Source organism: Negativicutes bacterium (assembly GCA_021372785.1).
In the GTDB taxonomy this organism is placed as follows: Bacteria; Bacillota; JAAYKD01; order JAAYKD01; family JAAYKD01; genus JAJFTT01.
In genome coordinates, this window is the sequence record JAJFTT010000048.1 from 26,563 (window position 1) to 41,313 (window position 14,751).

A 14,751-nucleotide genomic window follows, 5' to 3' on the forward strand; every position below is an offset into this window, starting at 1 on the left:
TTCGGCAATCGACAGAAAATGCAGGAAAGCGGCAGATCGGACACGAATTTATAAAGATCGCTCAAGTGGAGCGAAATACGAGCCGGGAGGTTCTTCATGAAGACTTTTTTGGAATATTGTTCCGCTTATTTTAAAAGAATGTCCCTCATCGATCACATGCTCTTGAAAGTGAGCATTTTTTCTCTCGCTCTGCTGATCGGGATGATACTTTCACCCAAACAGCGTGATGCAAAGATTACCGTGCTCACAGCAATAGTCAGCGCCTCCAGTTTGCTGCTGATCAAAGGATTTCTGCAATTTTTCCGGGCGCACCGTCTCGATGCCATGGAATAAGCATGTTAATCAGCAGTATCGAACAAACGATAGCGGAAAAAGGCAGTTTATTGATCATAACGCATGGTCACAGTATGTGGCCGTTGCTGCGCGGCGGCAAAGATCCGGTTTGCTTAAAAAAGCCGGCGATTTTACGCAAATATGATGTCGTACTCTTTCGGCGCGATCACGCCGGGCTCGTTCTGCATCGTATTGTTGCCGTCGGTCAAGACAGAAGATGCCTTGTCTGCGGTGATGCGGAAAGTGGCCGGGAGTGGATCCGTCCCGAGCAGGTAAAAGCGGTTATGGATGGTTTTTATCGCGGAAAAACCTATATCAGCTGCGGTCATCCGCTTTATCGGATTTATGTACAACTTGTGTGCGCCGCTTATCCGCTGCGGGTCTGGCTGCTTTGTCTGCGCGCTTTGTTTGCTAAAAAAACTGTCGCCGGCAAAAAATAAACATAAAATCGAGTGGGAGTGCGCAAGGTTGAAGTTTCAGACCAGACTTTTTGATTTTGACGGGACCTTGACCGATCCTGTGATCGGCATTACCAATTCTATTATCGAGTAAAGCCGTAAAACCCCTTGCTTTAGCTGTGGGGATATCAGGCTTTCCGCAACTTCTTAATAATATATGGAGACATGATGTAGAATACAAATATGAAATATCAATCAAATCAAAATGTCGTCTACTCGAGCAAATATGCAAATATCATGTGGTTTGGTGTCCTGAATATCGGCGAAAAGTTCTGACGGGAACAATAGAGGCTCGTTTGAAAGAGGTGCTGATTGAAACGGGCAATTCTATAAAAATCGATATCATTGAAATGGAGATCATGCCGGATCAGGTGCGGTTGCTGCTTGAAGCTGATCCTCAGTACGGCGTTCATAAGGCAATTCAACATTTGAAAGGACGAAGCTCATTTGTATTATGCAGCGAGTTTAAGGAATTGACAACGAAGCTGCCTACTCTTTGGACGAATTCATATTTTGTTTTTACTGTTGGAGGAGCATCTCCCGACGCTATCAGAAATAGATTGAAGATCAAAAAACATCGCAAAGGAAGTGAAAAGCATGGAACGGGCATACAAATTTCGGATATACCCCAACAGAGAACAAGAAATACTCATTCAAAAAACTTTTGGTTGCGCTCGTTTCGTGCCTAATCACTACTGAGCGAAGTGGATTGAATTGTATGAAAAAGACAAATCTTCGTTGTCATACCATGCTTGTTCTACCGACCTGACCGGTTTAAAAAAAGAAATCGCATGGCTTCAAGAAGTGGATTCAACCGCTTTGCAATCGTCATTGAAGGATTTAGATTCTGCCGATCAAAATTTCTTTCGCAGAGGAAAACAAGGCGAAGGCAAAGCAGGCTTTCCTAAATTCAAAAGTAAACAGAATCACCGGAAGTCCTATAAGAGCAAGATGAGCATTTCAATCCGCGACAAAACTGTGAAACTCCCGAAATTGGGCTTCGTTGCATGCCGTGTCAGCAAACAAATTGAGGGCAGAATACTCAGCGCGACAGTTTCTCAGAATCCTTCCGGCAAATACTTTGTGTCGCTCTGCTGCACCGGGGTCGAGAGTAAGCCGTTGACAAAAACAGGCTTAAGCATCGGAATCGACTTAGGTATGAAAGACTTCGTTGTTACGTCCGACACACCTCCATTTCCGAATCACAAATTTCTCGCCAAGTCCTTAGAAAAACTTCGCCTATTTCAACGCTTACTATCCCGAAAAACAAAGGGTAGCAACAACTGGAACAAGGCAAGAATCAAAGTGGCAAGACTCCATGAACAAGTTGCAAATCAGAGAAGTGATCTGCAGCTTACGCTTTCTACACAGCTCATTCAAGACTATGATCTCATTGCGATTGAAGATTTAACCGTCAAAAATATGGTCAAAAATCGGAGACTGGCGAGATCAGTCAGTGATGTGTCGTGGAGTGAATTTGTCCGACAGTTGGAGTATAAGGCTGTATGGTATGGCAAGCGGGTTGTTAGAGTGGATCAATACTTCCCTTCAAGTCAACTTTGCTCTGCATGCGGATATCAAAATCCCGAAACGAAAAATCTTGCCATTCGCAACCGGACTTGTCCTGTCTGTGGAGCAGTTCACGACAGAGATGTGAACGCAGCAATCAACATTTTGCATGAAGGGATACCGGTTAGTCACTACTTAAAAAACAGGTAATACCGTGGGATGCACGGAAATTCACGCTTGAGGAGATTGCATCAACTTCGCTGGAAGCCATGCAGCGGTCGATTAACCAAGAATCCCCTTGCTTTAGCTATGGGGATTGTCAACTCTGCTCTCCAATAGTTTCAGGTCACTGTCAATGATCGGAACGAAGGATATCGCCTGATCGGATTACCCCTGCTGCTTGCTCCCCTGCGCTTTTACGGGTTTTCCCCCGGTAGAAGCTGCCCAAACCGTTACGTTCCAGCGGGAGTATCGCAGTAAAAAAGCTGATTTGGGCATACAGCTGATCAGGGTATGGCGGAACTGACGGCTGCTTTGCAAAGCGCAGGCAAAACGCTGCCGCGCAAATCCTTTTCCACCAATCAGAGAAAGCGGGATATCAAATGAATCAAGTCGCAGCTTTGCCGCCGCAGTGGCTGAAAAAAGCCAAAGTGCTTATCTTGGATCTGGATGGCACCATCTATCTGGGCGGACGGCTTTTCCCTTTTACGCAGCGCTCTTTACAGGAAATCAGCGACAGCGGCCGGCGTTATGTCTTTTTCACCAACAATTCTTCCCGCAGTGTGACGGATTATCGGGAAAAATTGGCATCTATGGGCGTCAAAACCGCAGAGAATCAGCTCTATAACGCAACACAGGTTTTATTAGAGGTTTTGCAGCAAAGACAGACAATCCCTACTGTTTTTGTAGTCGGTACGCAAAGCTTGCAAAAAGAATTCAGCCGGGCGGGATTTCAATGCAGTACGGCTGCCGATCTTGTCGTCCTGGGTTTTGATACGGAGCTGACCTATGATAAAGTAAAGACAGCCTGCGATTTAATTCGGCAGGGAGTGCCGGTCGTCGGGATCAATCCGGACTTGAATTGCCCGGTGGAGAACGGCTTTCTGCCCGATTGCGGTTCCATTGCCGCCCTGATCACGGCTTCGACCGCTGTCAAAGTGGAGTTTTACGGCAAACCGAGCCGCTCTACCTTGGAGTTTCTCCTACGAAAAACCGGCGTCCGCGAGGAAGAGCTCATTTTTGTCGGTGACCGCCTTTATACGGATATCGCGATCACAGAGGGCAGCCGGGCGCACAGTGTTTTGGTTTATTCCGGTGAGACAAAAAAAGGCTCCGCCGAAAATTCGCAGTGCAAGCCGGATTTGGCTTGCGCAAATTTGGCAGAGCTGACTGCGCTGCTGAAAAAAGCAGACGGTTAAATGTTGATCCCTTTTAAGAAAAGCTCCGTGTTAAAATACTTGGCAGCATCGTCAATCAAAAGCGCTTCTGCCGTTAAAAATTTTATCAGCAGGCGGGCGCTGCCTTTACCGCCGCCGGCACCGGGTGCGGCAACGAGGGCGCAGGAGAACTCGCTGCCGCGCAGCGCGATGCTGTAACGTTCCTCACTGTAAAATAAGAAGGGCGAACGGAGCTTGACACAAGTCAGCGGCGTCAGCTGAACTTGTTCGATCTCGCTGACGGCGGTGCGGTTCGACTTGATCACCAGATCAAAGCAGCCGCTGAAGCCAAAATAGACGGCCAGTTGATCCGCCGCTTCCAGACCAATAATCCGGCCGGCGTGATCAGCAAACCTAGGCGGCAGACGCGCGCCGTTGTCATTGCTGAGGTCGAGCACTTCCCTTTGCTTCATTAATTGGCGTTCAAGCCGGCTGAGAACCTGAGAGACACCGTTCTGTTCTTTCTCCGCCAGAAAAGCAATATCCGCCGCCGTTAAGCTGGAAAAAAGCAGACTGGGGATCTGGTAAAACTCTCCCAGATACTGCAGATTCAAAGGCTGAGAAAAATGGATCGCCCGGTAGACGGAGGCGGGAATGAAGTCGGCATTTTGATTTTTCAAGAGGGTTGCTTCCTTTCTTACATCATTACCATTTGATTGACAATCAGGCTGAAGCGCAGTTTCAAAAATTCTGCGGCGCGGCGGCAGAGCAGCATGCGGCTGATGAAAATCTCAAAATACTCCATCGGCGGGCAGATTTGGGGGTCGATGGTGATATTCAATGTGATCAGGTTTTTTTCCGCTTCGATCAGCACATCGCAATGCTCCACCGCATAATTGACCCGGTCATGAATATCAAAAGCAGTCGTATTCCGGTTACGCACGCGGCTGCGGCGCACATCACTCTTGTCGGCGATGATCAAAGCGGCGCTGATCGGGTTGACTGCGACCGCAGTCGCTTCGTCATGCGTGCCGATGGCGGAGACGATCAAAGCAATTTCATCTGCCGGCAGCGCCAGATTTTGCAGCAGAGTGAAGGCCATAATACCACCGCTGTGCGCATGATCCACCCGGTTGACCAAATTGCCGATATCATGCATATAACCCGCAATTTGGGCTAATTCCACCATCCTCGCGCTGTAACCTAAGGCTGCGAGAATTTTAGCGGCGCGGTCGGCGCTCAGCAAAGCGTGAGGAAAGGAATGCTCGGTATAACCGAGTTCCTTCATCATCTGATCGCTTTGTTCGATGTAGGTATGCAAACTTAAGTTTTCTTTAACTTGTGCAAAAGTGACCATAGCTTTTGTGTTCTCCTTTGAGTTCCTCTGCTTCTATTATACTTGTTTTTATGTTTCTGACAAGTGGCATCCGAAAAATCAGCGCGGATCAGCCAATCCGGCGGCCGGCCGCGAAATTGTTTTTGCCTAAAAGGAACGGGAACCTAAAAACCGCTTCGACTAGGTCCAATGGCAAAGAATTTTCAGCGACACCTTGCAAAAGCAAGCAGGAGACGGTCTTTTTCTTCTCGAATGATAAGTAGCATCAACCGCAAGGAGGAAATTGACATGGAGAAAATCTATCAGGGCATCCGGGCTGCCGTCGAAGCGGACAAAGAGCGACTGTTTGAAATCAACGATGCAATTTACGCCCATCCGGAATTGGGCAATCAGGAATTCTATGCTGCCGATCGTTTGACCGCAGCGCTGCAGACGGCAGGTTTTAGCGTTGAACGTCCTTACCGCGAGATCGCCACCGGGTTTCGTGCGACCTACGATACCGGTAAGCCGGGTCCCACCCTGGCTATCATGGGTGAATATGATGCCTTGCCGGATATCGGCCACGGCTGCGGGCACAATATGATCGGGACGATCGCGCTGGGTACCGCTTGTGCCCTGGCAGAAAATGCAGCGGCTCTGCGCGGTAAAATTGTGATGCTGGGGACTCCCGCGGAAGAAACCAACGGAGCAAAAGTCGTCTATGCGGCGACCAATGTCTTTGACGATATCGATGCTGCGATGATCGTGCATCCCGGCAGCGAAAATGCGCTCGGCTCGACATCTCTCGCTTTGGAACCGCTGGAGTTTATCTTTCATGGCAAGACTTGTCATGCTTCCGGCAATCCGGAAGACGGTATCAACGCATTGGACGGCGCTATCCTGACCTTTCAGAACATCAATGCGCTGCGTCAGCATGTGACTTCGGATATTCGCATCCATGGTGTGATAACGGAAGGCGGCAAGACACCCAATGTCACGCCGGACTATGCGGTCGCCCGTTTCTATGTGCGCGGTAAAAAACGCGATTATCTGGATACCATCGTGGAAAAAGTAAAAAACTGCGCCCGCGCCGCTGCTTTGGCGACCGGCTGCAGTCTGGAAATCAGGACCTACGAATTTCCCAATGACAATATGCGCCCCAATGTGCGGATGACCGCTGTCTGGGAAAAGCATCTGCGCGCTCTTGGTATCACTGAATTCAAACCGCTCGATTTGACGGCAGCCGGAGGTTCCACCGACTGCGGCAATGTTTCACAGAAACTGCCGGCAATTCATCCCCATATCGGCATTACCGGCGGAGTCAAGGTCAGCGGGCACAGCCGCGAATTTGCCGCGGCTACGCAGACCGAAGCGGGACACGCCGCCATGCTGGTTGCCGTCAAAGGCGCTGCCTGCACGCTGGCGGATCTCTTGATGAATGACGCGCTTTTACAGGAAGTCAAAGACGAATTCAATCAGCGCTGAGATTCTGTGATCAATGCAGCAAAGAGCCAAAACCAGGCGGTCCGTCGGCCTTCTTCCGGGTGATACCCGCCGCAAAGCCCATTTCGCAGCGTACAGGATGAGGAAAGCGAAGCAAAAAGCGATTCGCTTATTACAGATCCTTTGGGATTTTTAACGCTACTTTGCGCAACGGTGTCGGGACAGAGGACCAAAAGTGCCAATGTTTTATTGCGGCGCCGCTATTTACAATCGATTGAAAGTATCACCGGTGACCGGCAGCTTGTCTTTTGATCGCCAAGGGACAGCAAACCAAAGATAGCCTGGGGAAATTCGTTTTTCCGGTGTTGAACAATCTGACGGACTTGCTCTCCGTCCTCTGACCGGAGATTATTGCAAAGGGCTGCAGCAAAAAAAATCGCTGCTGCCCCGCTGCCTTGGTACCTGAAAGCGATGTTTCGGGATACCCGGCGCAACGTGGAAGGTGGGGACGAAACCTCCTAAAAAGCACAAGCCGAGTAAACGGGCAGCGTCAACAAACTGATGTGGAAACCATTACTCGACTTCTTTATTACGGAACGGGCCGATGGGCGTGTGCGCGGAGGAATTCCGGCTCATAGCCATCGGCCTGTTTTTAGATTTTTGGATTTGCCCCAAGCATTGGCATGAAATTGAAAAGCAAAAGAAAACCCGAACGATCGATAATATCCTTCCGCTGGGAATATGGGGTGAATTGAAATATGCGTGTACTTGCTATATAATTCAAAATATGGCTGCCAAGACTGATTTCCGCATCTTATCCTCCCCAAACGCACCTTATCCAATATCGCTTGCTCCCGAAACAAAGTGCATTTATACTTGGGGTATAAATCAAATTGGAGGGTGAAATTATGGGAATACTTACATTGGCTTTATTGTTCGCGCTGGAGACATTTTTTCTTGTTTGGGCAATCAAAACAAAGAACAATCACAGGGAAGAAAAAGCAATAACCAGCATCGGCTTGCTGGCTTTTTTCGGTCTACTGCTTGTCACAGGGGTTTATGAATGGAGCTTTCGCTATGTGGCTTTTTTGCCCGTGTTGGTTATACAGGCTATTATCAGCGCGATCATACTCGTCAGAAAGAGAGAAAAGGAATACCGGCTAAAAAGAAACATCCTTCGTTTCGTAAAGAACTGTTTTATTTTTGCCTTCGCCCTATCTCTTGCCATTCTCTGTCCTCAATACGAGCAGCCGGAAACGACCGGTGCATATGAAGTGGCGACAGCAAAATACACCTGGACCGATTATAGCAGGGTGGATGAGTTTTCGGAGTCTGGTGAAAACAGGGCTTTGACTGTTGAATTCTGGTATCCGGAGACCGTGGATGAGACATATCCCCTTGTCGTTTTTTCTCACGGTGCGTTTGGATTTTCCGGAAGCAACTACTCCACGTTTGCCGAGCTTGCCTCCAACGGATATGTCGTAGCAAGCATCGGACACACCTACCAGGCTTTTTATACGATGGATACAAACGGAAAACTCACCATTGTAGACACCGATTTTATTTATAAAGCGGTTGAAATTAACGCCGTTAACGATACTCAACACGAAGAAGAGATTTACAATACCACAAAAGAGTGGATGAAGCTTCGTACCGATGATGAAAACTTCGTTATTAACATGATACTTTCTGAATGCGGCAGCAATAAGTCTGATTCGATTTTTTCTATCATCAATACAGAAAAAATCGGTCTGATGGGCCACTCCCTCGGAGGGGCGGCATCCGCGCAGATCGGCAGGATTCGTAATGATATTGATGCTGTCATCGTCCTTGACGGAACAATGCTGGGCGAAGAGACGGCATTCGAAAACAATGCTGTGGTATTAAATGCAACACCATATCCGATTCCACTTTTGAATGTGTATGCGGAAGATCATTACACAAATTCAATGGAGCTTGTCGGAGACGCCTATAATAATTTTTATGCGACACGAAACGCTCTCTGCGCATATGAGACGGTGTTTCAAGGGGCCGGACATTTGAACTTTACCGACCTGTCTCTATTTTCCCCGGCGCTTGCCGAAATGCTTGGCGTAGGCACGGTTGACGCGAGGTATTGTATTGAAACAATGAACGAAGTTGTGCTGGAATTTTTCAACGGTTATTTAAAAGAAGCGGGAGAACCGAAAATCGAAAAGGAATATTAAACTATGAAAGTACGAATCAGGCAAATTAGTGATAAGACAGACGAGTGTCTCATTATAGAATGCGTTGAGGTTACACCCGATATCGAGAGCATACGGTCGTATGCTCTCTCCAAGGGTATGATATTAACGGGAAGTATGGACGAACGTACATATCAGTTCAATCTCTCCGATGTTTTCTATTTTGAGGCGGTTGACGAGCGGGTCTTCGCCTATACAAAGGGCAGGTCGTATGAACTCAAAATCCGTTTGTATGAGCTTGAAAATGCCTATGCGGATAAACATTTTATACGATGCTCGAAATCCTTTGTTATTAACCTGATAAAGCTTGAAAGTATAAGCCCGGCTCTAAATGGGCGGTTTACGGCGCATATGAAAAATGGTGAAAAAATCATTATTTCACGACAGTATGTGCCTGAAATGAAGCGCGCTGTGTTGGGAGGGATAGGAGATGGACTTTAAAACTTTTTTTGTGAAAAAGGTTATGATGAGCTTTTTTGTGTCGGTTACCTGCATTTGTACGGCTATGGCTTTGATTGGAATAGGATTTGAACCCAATACCCGTTTTGGTTATGAAGCGTTTTTATCACCTCTTATCTTTGGCGCACTTGCATCGATTCCCACGCTTGTGACATACTCAAGGAAAGAATTGTCCTTTCAGCTAGCCGCAATGAGAAATGCGATCCATTTTCTTTTGCTTGAAGCAGTTATACTTTCGGTTCTCTATTTCGGAGGAATGCTCACAAGCGTAGCTATGGCAATATCGCTTGGAATCTCCATATTTGTAATTGATTTAACCGTTAATCTGGTTTTATGGATAAATGATAAAAGGATTGCAAAAGAATTTAACAGCGCATTGAAAAAATTGCAAAACGATTATGAAACGGCAAATAGTTAAAATCAGGATTGCAATCAATTTTTTCAGGAGGCTGTGGCAAAACGGAAAACTGCTGCAGCTTTTATGCTCCAGTATCATTATTCACAAACGGAAAGCAAGCTAATACGAACAATAAAAGAAAAAAACAAAAAGGTCAGGTAAAATCTCACCAAAAACAGGGAATATTTTGATTCTTACGATTTTTAAGTCGTAAATTTTTGAAGTGTCTATCGATTTGATTTTGTTGAATCTTGTTATGTAATTGATTGTTGTTGTTATCCATTGCCGGCAATAGGGTCTCTGCCAAAATCTTTTTATTACCGCGGAGCAGAAACTGACGAAGACCATAAGCCCGCTTGATTACGCCGGAGGCTCCTTCTGACTGAATGGAGCGATTCATCCGCAACAAGACTCCTTAGCACCGGCGATCCGCTCTGGCGACTGTTCACGCTGCTCAATGAATTTCTTTGCCCATTCTGCCTGGCTTTCTTCTCCGGCCGGATACGCTTCGGCTGTTGTGATCTTTTCTTCTGATGTTGCTTTCGTTTTGTACATGATACGAGCTCCTCATGGTGTAGTTGCGAATTTTTTGTTATTTCAGCTGTCTACTTGACAGGGAGCTGTCCATTTTGCAGCCATTTGGCTCTGCTTTTTGGGGCTGTTTTGTTGCAGCCTTTTTTTGCTTGTACGGCTCACCGGCGCGGCGTAGCCGGGAAAGAGAAATCTGCCCGGGAAAGCAGGGGAAGAATTCAACGAAAAATAAGGAAAAGAAAGCCGGAGAACTACTTGACAGTTGAGCCTCTATTCAATTATAATGCAGGTAAAGGTTGAATCATGATTCAACTGTCAAAACAGGAAGGAGGAACGTAATCGGTGAAAACGGATGTATTTTGTGATTGCGATGTGATCCATGCGGAGAGCGTCGACGCGGTCCGGCTAAAAATGCCGGATGAGAATAAGCTAACCGATTTGGCTGATTTTTTCAAGGTTCTGGGCGACAGCACGCGAGTGAGAATCCTCTGGGCGCTGGATGAAAGTGATTTGTGTGTTTGCGATCTGGCGGTCTTACTGAACATGACCAAGTCTGCAATTTCCCACCAACTCAGTGCATTGAAGCAGGAAAATCTTGTGAAATCCAGAAGAGACGGCAAAGTCATCTTCTATTCTCTTACTGATGATCATGTGAAAGAGATCTTCGAAAAGGGATGGCAGCATGTCACGGCATGCAATCAGATAGAAGCGGAGGCAGTGTAGCGTGAAAAGGAACTGTTTGCATCCTTTTCATCTCTATGTGTGCCTTGAGCACTGCGAAAGGAATGAATTTTAAAATGAAAAAAACGTATCGACTCGAAGGACTGAATTGCGCCAGCTGCGCGGCAAAAATTGAAAGAGCCGTCAATGGCTTGGATGGAGTCACGTCCGCCACCCTGAATTTCATGACTACGAAATTGGTGATTGAGGCCGATGAAGCAAAATTGAGCGAAATCGCAGCGGCGGCAGAGAAAATCGTAAAAAAAATAGAGCCTGATGTCAAATTGAAAAAATTTGATTGAGGTTCGTTATGAAGAAACGTTTTTGGCGGATCCTGAGCGGGGCATTGATCTTTCTGGCAGCCTTGTTGATCCAACCGACAAATCCCCGGCTGCAGCCGCTGATCTTTCTGATCAGCTATCTGATTTTAGCCGGTGATGTCCTTATGAAAGCCTTGCGGAATATCCTGCGGGGACAGCTTTTGGATGAAAAGTTCCTGATGGGGATCGCTTCCCTGGGAGCATTTTGCATTCGGCAATACTCCGAAGGTGTTGCCGTCATGCTTTTTTATCAAGTCGGAGAGCTGTTTCAAAGCTATGCCGTCCAGAAATCCAGAAAGTCGATTGCCGATCTGATGGACATTCGGCCGGATTATGCCAATGTTCAGCAGGGATTAGAATTGATCCGAATGGATCCGGACGATGTGAAGATCGGTGACCTGATAGTGATCAAGGCCGGGGAGAAAGTAGCGCTCGACGGGACCGTGCGGGAAGGCAGATCGATGATTGATACCTCCGCATTGACCGGCGAATCGCTGCCGCGTGAGGTGACAGTCGGTGATGATATCCTCAGCGGCTGCATCAATCTCCATGGTGTTCTGACTGTGGAAGTGAAAAAGGTATTCGGTGAATCAACCGTCAGTAAAATCCTGGATTTGGTGGAGAATGCCAGCAGTAAAAAAGCCAAATCAGAACAATTCATCACCAAATTCGCCCGTTATTATACACCAATTGTGGTGACACTGGCTGTGCTGTTAGCCGTTCTGCCACCCCTGCTGATCCCGGGAGCGAGCTTTGGCAGCTGGATCTATCGGTCGTTATCCTTTCTGGTCGTATCCTGCCCCTGTGCCCTCGTGATTTCGATCCCGCTCAGCTTTTTCGGAGGTATTGGCGGAGCCTCACGGCGAGGGATTTTAGTCAAAGGCAGTAACTACCTGGAGGCTTTGGCGCAGACTGAAATCGTTGTTTTTGATAAGACCGGCACCCTGACCAAAGGTGTCTTCAACGTACAGGAGATCCGGCCGCAGGGAATGACACGGGAAATGCTGTTGGAATTGGCCGCTTATGCGGAAAGCTATTCCAATCATCCAATTTCTTCTTCCCTCAAGCGTGCCTACGGCAAAGCCATTCAAAACGAGCGCATAAGCGGGGTGGAAGAAATTGCGGGGCAGGGAGTCGTGGCGACAGTGGATGGAAAGCAAATCATCGCCGGTAATGTTAAGCTGCTGCAAGACAAGCAGATCCCCTATTTTACGGGTGAGTTGATCGGGACAGTGGTTCATGTTGCCGTCGACGGCATCTATGCCGGCTATCTGCTCATCTCCGATGAAGTCAAAGAAGATGCGTCGCAGGCAATCCGGGCTTTGAAAAAAAATGGGATTCAAAAAATCATCATGCTGACCGGCGACAATCAAAATGTCGGAGCCAAAATCGCAGAGGAACTGGGCATCGATCAGGTCTATGCCGAACTGCTGCCTGCGGACAAAGTCAACAAGCTGGAAGAACTCTTACGGGGAAAATCCGGCAAAGGCAAGCTGGCTTTTGTCGGTGACGGAATCAATGACGCACCGGTATTGGCGCGGGCGGATATCGGCATTGCCATGGGGGCTTTGGGTTCGGATGCCGCCATTGAAGCGGCGGACGTGGTGATCATGACCGATGAACCCTCGAAGATAGCCACTGCCATCAAGATTTCCAAAAAGACTCTGGCTATTGTTTATCAGAACATTATCCTGGCAATTTCCATTAAAGTCATTGTCTTAATTCTCAGTGCTTTGGGAATTGTCTCGATGTGGGCCGCGATTTTTGCCGATGTCGGCGTCATGATCTTAGCAGTACTCAATTCCTTCCGTGCCTTGAATATGCGCAATCTCTAAAAAGCGCCAGCCAACCCGGCCTCAACCCGGCTTGATGAAGAAAAACTAATTTGCCTGAGAAACGGAAAAATCGCCGGCTGTGTCAGTATAGCCGGCGATTTTTCTGATGTGCGCCTGATGAGCGCAGGTTCTAAAGGATGAAAGTATCAAAGCCACTTGGCAGCGGTATCTTCGCACATTCGATTACAAACAAAAGACCCGCACAGGCCGGATACTTCGGTACCCTTGACCGATACGAGTCTCTCTGCACGAATGCGGTTGAACCACCGTCTACCGAACGGTCCGCACGGCGGGGTGAGAGGCCGGTCACTGAATTCAGAGGAGTGACAGATCGCCCGATTGCAGTTGTGCTTTTAGGTTTCTGACCTTTTGCTCGATGATGGCGATGGTTTTGCGCATCTCTTCGTCCGATTGACCGCTCGGATCAGCCAATCCCCAGTCTTCGCGCCGCTTGCAGGGCAGGTAAGGACAGGTGACATTGCATCCCATGGTGATTAACAGATCAATTGCAGGCAGTTCTGCCAGCGATTTGGGGTGCTGCGTACGCTCCAGATCAATTTGGTAAATTTCTTTCATCAACCGAACCGCATCGGGATTAATTTGCGCAGCGATTTCTGTACCGGCAGAATAGCTTTCGAAGACATCTCCTGCCAGATGCTTGGCCAAAGCCTCCGCTATTTGGGAACGGCAGGAATTATGCACACAGACAAAAGCGACTTTTGGTTTGCTTTGCTTCATATTAACTTGCTTGCACTCCCTTCATTGAGATCAGACTGAGGTTGCGGAAACCAGTGTTTGGTTCGATTGGCGATTCTGACCAGAATCAGCATGGTGGGAACTTCGGTCAGAACTCCAACCGTGGTCGCCAGGGCGGCGGGAGAGGTGGTTCCAAATAGTGCGATTGCTACCGCCACCGATAATTCAAAGAAGTTTGAGGCGGCGATCATGCCGGCGGGCGCCGCTATCTCATGCGGCAGTTGCAGCCAGCGGCAGGGCAGATAGGAAATAAAGAAGATGAGGAAGGTTTGAATGATCAAAGGAATTGCGATTAACAGAATGTGTAAAGGATTCTTCAGGATAATCTCACCCTGGAAGGAGAATAGCAGGATCAGGGTCAGCAGCAAACCGGCGATGGTGGCGTGATCGAACTTCGGCAAGAATTGCTTTTCGAAGTATGCCATGCCGCTGCGGCGGCTAACCAGCTGCCTGGTCAGGATACCGCCGGCCAATGGAACAACCACGAAGAGAATTACCGATAAAATCAAAGTATCCCAGGGGACGAAAACATTGCTGACACCCAACAGAAATTTGACAATGGGAACAAAAGCAACGAGGATGATCAGATCATTCGTGGCAACCTGCACGACCGTATATGCCGGATTGCCTTTGGTTAAGAGACTCCAGACAAAAACCATCGCGGTGCAGGGAGCCGCACCCAGCAGAATTGCTCCGGCGAGATATTGTTTGGCCAGATCCGGCGGAATCAGATCCCGAAAGACGACAAACAGGAAAAAAGAGGCGATTGCATACATCGTAAACGGCTTAATTAACCAATTGGCGATCCAGGTGACATATAAGCCCTTGGGATTTTTCCCCACATTTTTAATACTTTGAAAATCGACCTTCATCATCATAGGATAGATCATAATCCAGATCAGAATCGCGACCGGTATGGAAACTTTGGCATATTCAAACTTGTTCAGGAAGGCTGGGAGTCCGGGCAAGTACTTGCCGATCAGAACTCCGATTGCCATACACAGAAGCACCCAGACCGATAAATACTTTTGAAAAAACCCGATATCCTGAACTTTCTCGTTTTGCATCGTCACG

16 protein-coding genes and 2 pseudogenes are annotated in these 14,751 nt (G+C 47.8%); 12 read left to right on the forward strand and 6 right to left on the reverse strand.

Going from position 1 to position 14,751, the window contains the following annotated elements:
* Nucleotides 1-96: 96 nt before the first annotated feature.
* The 5 genes and pseudogenes from LLG09_06445 (at nucleotide 97) to LLG09_06465 (ending at nucleotide 3,718) form a co-directional block, all read left to right on the forward strand.
* Nucleotides 97-333, forward strand: a complete 237-nt coding sequence (locus tag LLG09_06445) for a hypothetical protein (GenBank protein MCE5196751.1) — start codon at nucleotides 97-99, stop codon at nucleotides 331-333.
* Between the two features lie 2 nt (nucleotides 334-335).
* Complete coding sequence (locus LLG09_06450; GenBank protein MCE5196752.1) at nucleotides 336-773, forward strand: S24/S26 family peptidase; 438 nt, start codon at nucleotides 336-338, stop codon at nucleotides 771-773.
* Between the two features lie 201 nt (nucleotides 774-974).
* Nucleotides 975-1,383, forward strand: a pseudogene (tnpA, locus tag LLG09_06455) (IS200/IS605 family transposase).
* A 5-nt stretch (nucleotides 1,384-1,388) separates the two neighbouring features.
* A pseudogene (gene tnpB / locus LLG09_06460) lies at nucleotides 1,389-2,510 on the forward strand (IS200/IS605 family element RNA-guided endonuclease TnpB).
* 392 nt (nucleotides 2,511-2,902) lie between these two features.
* The gene (locus LLG09_06465; GenBank protein ID MCE5196753.1) at nucleotides 2,903-3,718 is read left to right on the forward strand and encodes an HAD-IIA family hydrolase; all 816 of its coding nucleotides are present in this window, start codon (nucleotides 2,903-2,905) and stop codon (nucleotides 3,716-3,718) included.
* Here the strand turns inward: LLG09_06465 and LLG09_06470 are convergent.
* Both LLG09_06470 and LLG09_06475 read right to left on the reverse strand, forming a co-directional pair.
* Nucleotides 3,715-4,356, reverse strand: a complete 642-nt coding sequence (locus LLG09_06470; GenBank protein ID MCE5196754.1) for a hypothetical protein — start codon at nucleotides 4,354-4,356, stop codon at nucleotides 3,715-3,717. The two genes, LLG09_06465 and LLG09_06470, sit on opposite strands and share 4 nt — an antisense overlap.
* 17 nt (nucleotides 4,357-4,373) lie before the next feature.
* Complete coding sequence (locus LLG09_06475; protein ID MCE5196755.1) at nucleotides 4,374-5,033, reverse strand: HD domain-containing protein; 660 nt, start codon at nucleotides 5,031-5,033, stop codon at nucleotides 4,374-4,376.
* 267 nt (nucleotides 5,034-5,300) lie between these two features.
* Between LLG09_06475 and LLG09_06480 the strand changes: the two genes are divergently transcribed.
* The 4 genes from LLG09_06480 to LLG09_06495 all read left to right on the forward strand — a co-directional run bounded on the left by LLG09_06480 (nucleotide 5,301) and on the right by LLG09_06495 (nucleotide 9,536).
* Complete coding sequence (locus LLG09_06480; protein MCE5196756.1) at nucleotides 5,301-6,476, forward strand: M20 family metallopeptidase; 1,176 nt, start codon at nucleotides 5,301-5,303, stop codon at nucleotides 6,474-6,476.
* A gap of 866 nt (nucleotides 6,477-7,342) precedes the next feature.
* Nucleotides 7,343-8,641 (forward strand): hypothetical protein, encoded by a 1,299-nt coding sequence (locus tag LLG09_06485; GenBank protein MCE5196757.1) that lies wholly within the window; start codon nucleotides 7,343-7,345, stop codon nucleotides 8,639-8,641.
* Between the two features lie 135 nt (nucleotides 8,642-8,776).
* Nucleotides 8,777-9,100 (forward strand): LytTR family transcriptional regulator DNA-binding domain-containing protein, encoded by a 324-nt coding sequence (locus LLG09_06490; protein MCE5196758.1) that lies wholly within the window; start codon nucleotides 8,777-8,779, stop codon nucleotides 9,098-9,100.
* Complete coding sequence (locus tag LLG09_06495; GenBank protein ID MCE5196759.1) at nucleotides 9,090-9,536, forward strand: DUF3021 family protein; 447 nt, start codon at nucleotides 9,090-9,092, stop codon at nucleotides 9,534-9,536. The genes LLG09_06490 and LLG09_06495 overlap by 11 nt, the downstream gene beginning before the upstream one ends.
* A gap of 145 nt (nucleotides 9,537-9,681) precedes the next feature.
* On the opposite strand, the gene LLG09_06500 is transcribed toward LLG09_06495, so the two are convergent.
* Nucleotides 9,682-9,915 (reverse strand): transposase, encoded by a 234-nt coding sequence (locus LLG09_06500; protein ID MCE5196760.1) that lies wholly within the window; start codon nucleotides 9,913-9,915, stop codon nucleotides 9,682-9,684.
* Nucleotides 9,912-10,070: a hypothetical protein gene (locus LLG09_06505; protein MCE5196761.1), complete on the reverse strand. Its 159-nt coding sequence runs from the start codon at nucleotides 10,068-10,070 to the stop codon at nucleotides 9,912-9,914. The genes LLG09_06500 and LLG09_06505 overlap by 4 nt, the downstream gene beginning before the upstream one ends.
* Before the next feature lie 318 nt (nucleotides 10,071-10,388).
* On the opposite strand from LLG09_06505, the gene LLG09_06510 reads away from it, so the two are divergent.
* The 3 genes from LLG09_06510 (at nucleotide 10,389) to cadA (ending at nucleotide 12,921) form a co-directional block, all read left to right on the forward strand.
* Complete coding sequence (locus tag LLG09_06510; GenBank protein MCE5196762.1) at nucleotides 10,389-10,769, forward strand: metalloregulator ArsR/SmtB family transcription factor; 381 nt, start codon at nucleotides 10,389-10,391, stop codon at nucleotides 10,767-10,769.
* 74 nt (nucleotides 10,770-10,843) lie between these two features.
* Nucleotides 10,844-11,068, forward strand: a complete 225-nt coding sequence (locus LLG09_06515; protein ID MCE5196763.1) for a cation transporter — start codon at nucleotides 10,844-10,846, stop codon at nucleotides 11,066-11,068.
* An 8-nt stretch (nucleotides 11,069-11,076) separates the two neighbouring features.
* A complete protein-coding gene (gene cadA / locus LLG09_06520) occupies nucleotides 11,077-12,921 on the forward strand; it encodes a cadmium-translocating P-type ATPase (protein ID MCE5196764.1) in 1,845 nt (614 codons plus the stop codon).
* A gap of 315 nt (nucleotides 12,922-13,236) precedes the next feature.
* On the opposite strand, the gene LLG09_06525 is transcribed toward cadA, so the two are convergent.
* Both LLG09_06525 and arsB read right to left on the reverse strand, forming a co-directional pair.
* Nucleotides 13,237-13,659 carry an arsenate reductase ArsC gene (locus LLG09_06525; GenBank protein ID MCE5196765.1) on the reverse strand — a complete coding sequence of 141 codons (423 nt, stop codon included), beginning with the start codon at nucleotides 13,657-13,659 and terminating at the stop codon, nucleotides 13,237-13,239.
* Nucleotides 13,656-14,750, reverse strand: a complete 1,095-nt coding sequence (gene arsB / locus LLG09_06530) for an ACR3 family arsenite efflux transporter (GenBank protein ID MCE5196766.1) — start codon at nucleotides 14,748-14,750, stop codon at nucleotides 13,656-13,658. Before arsB ends, LLG09_06525 begins: the two co-directional genes overlap by 4 nt.
* Nucleotide 14,751 lies beyond the last annotated feature (1 nt).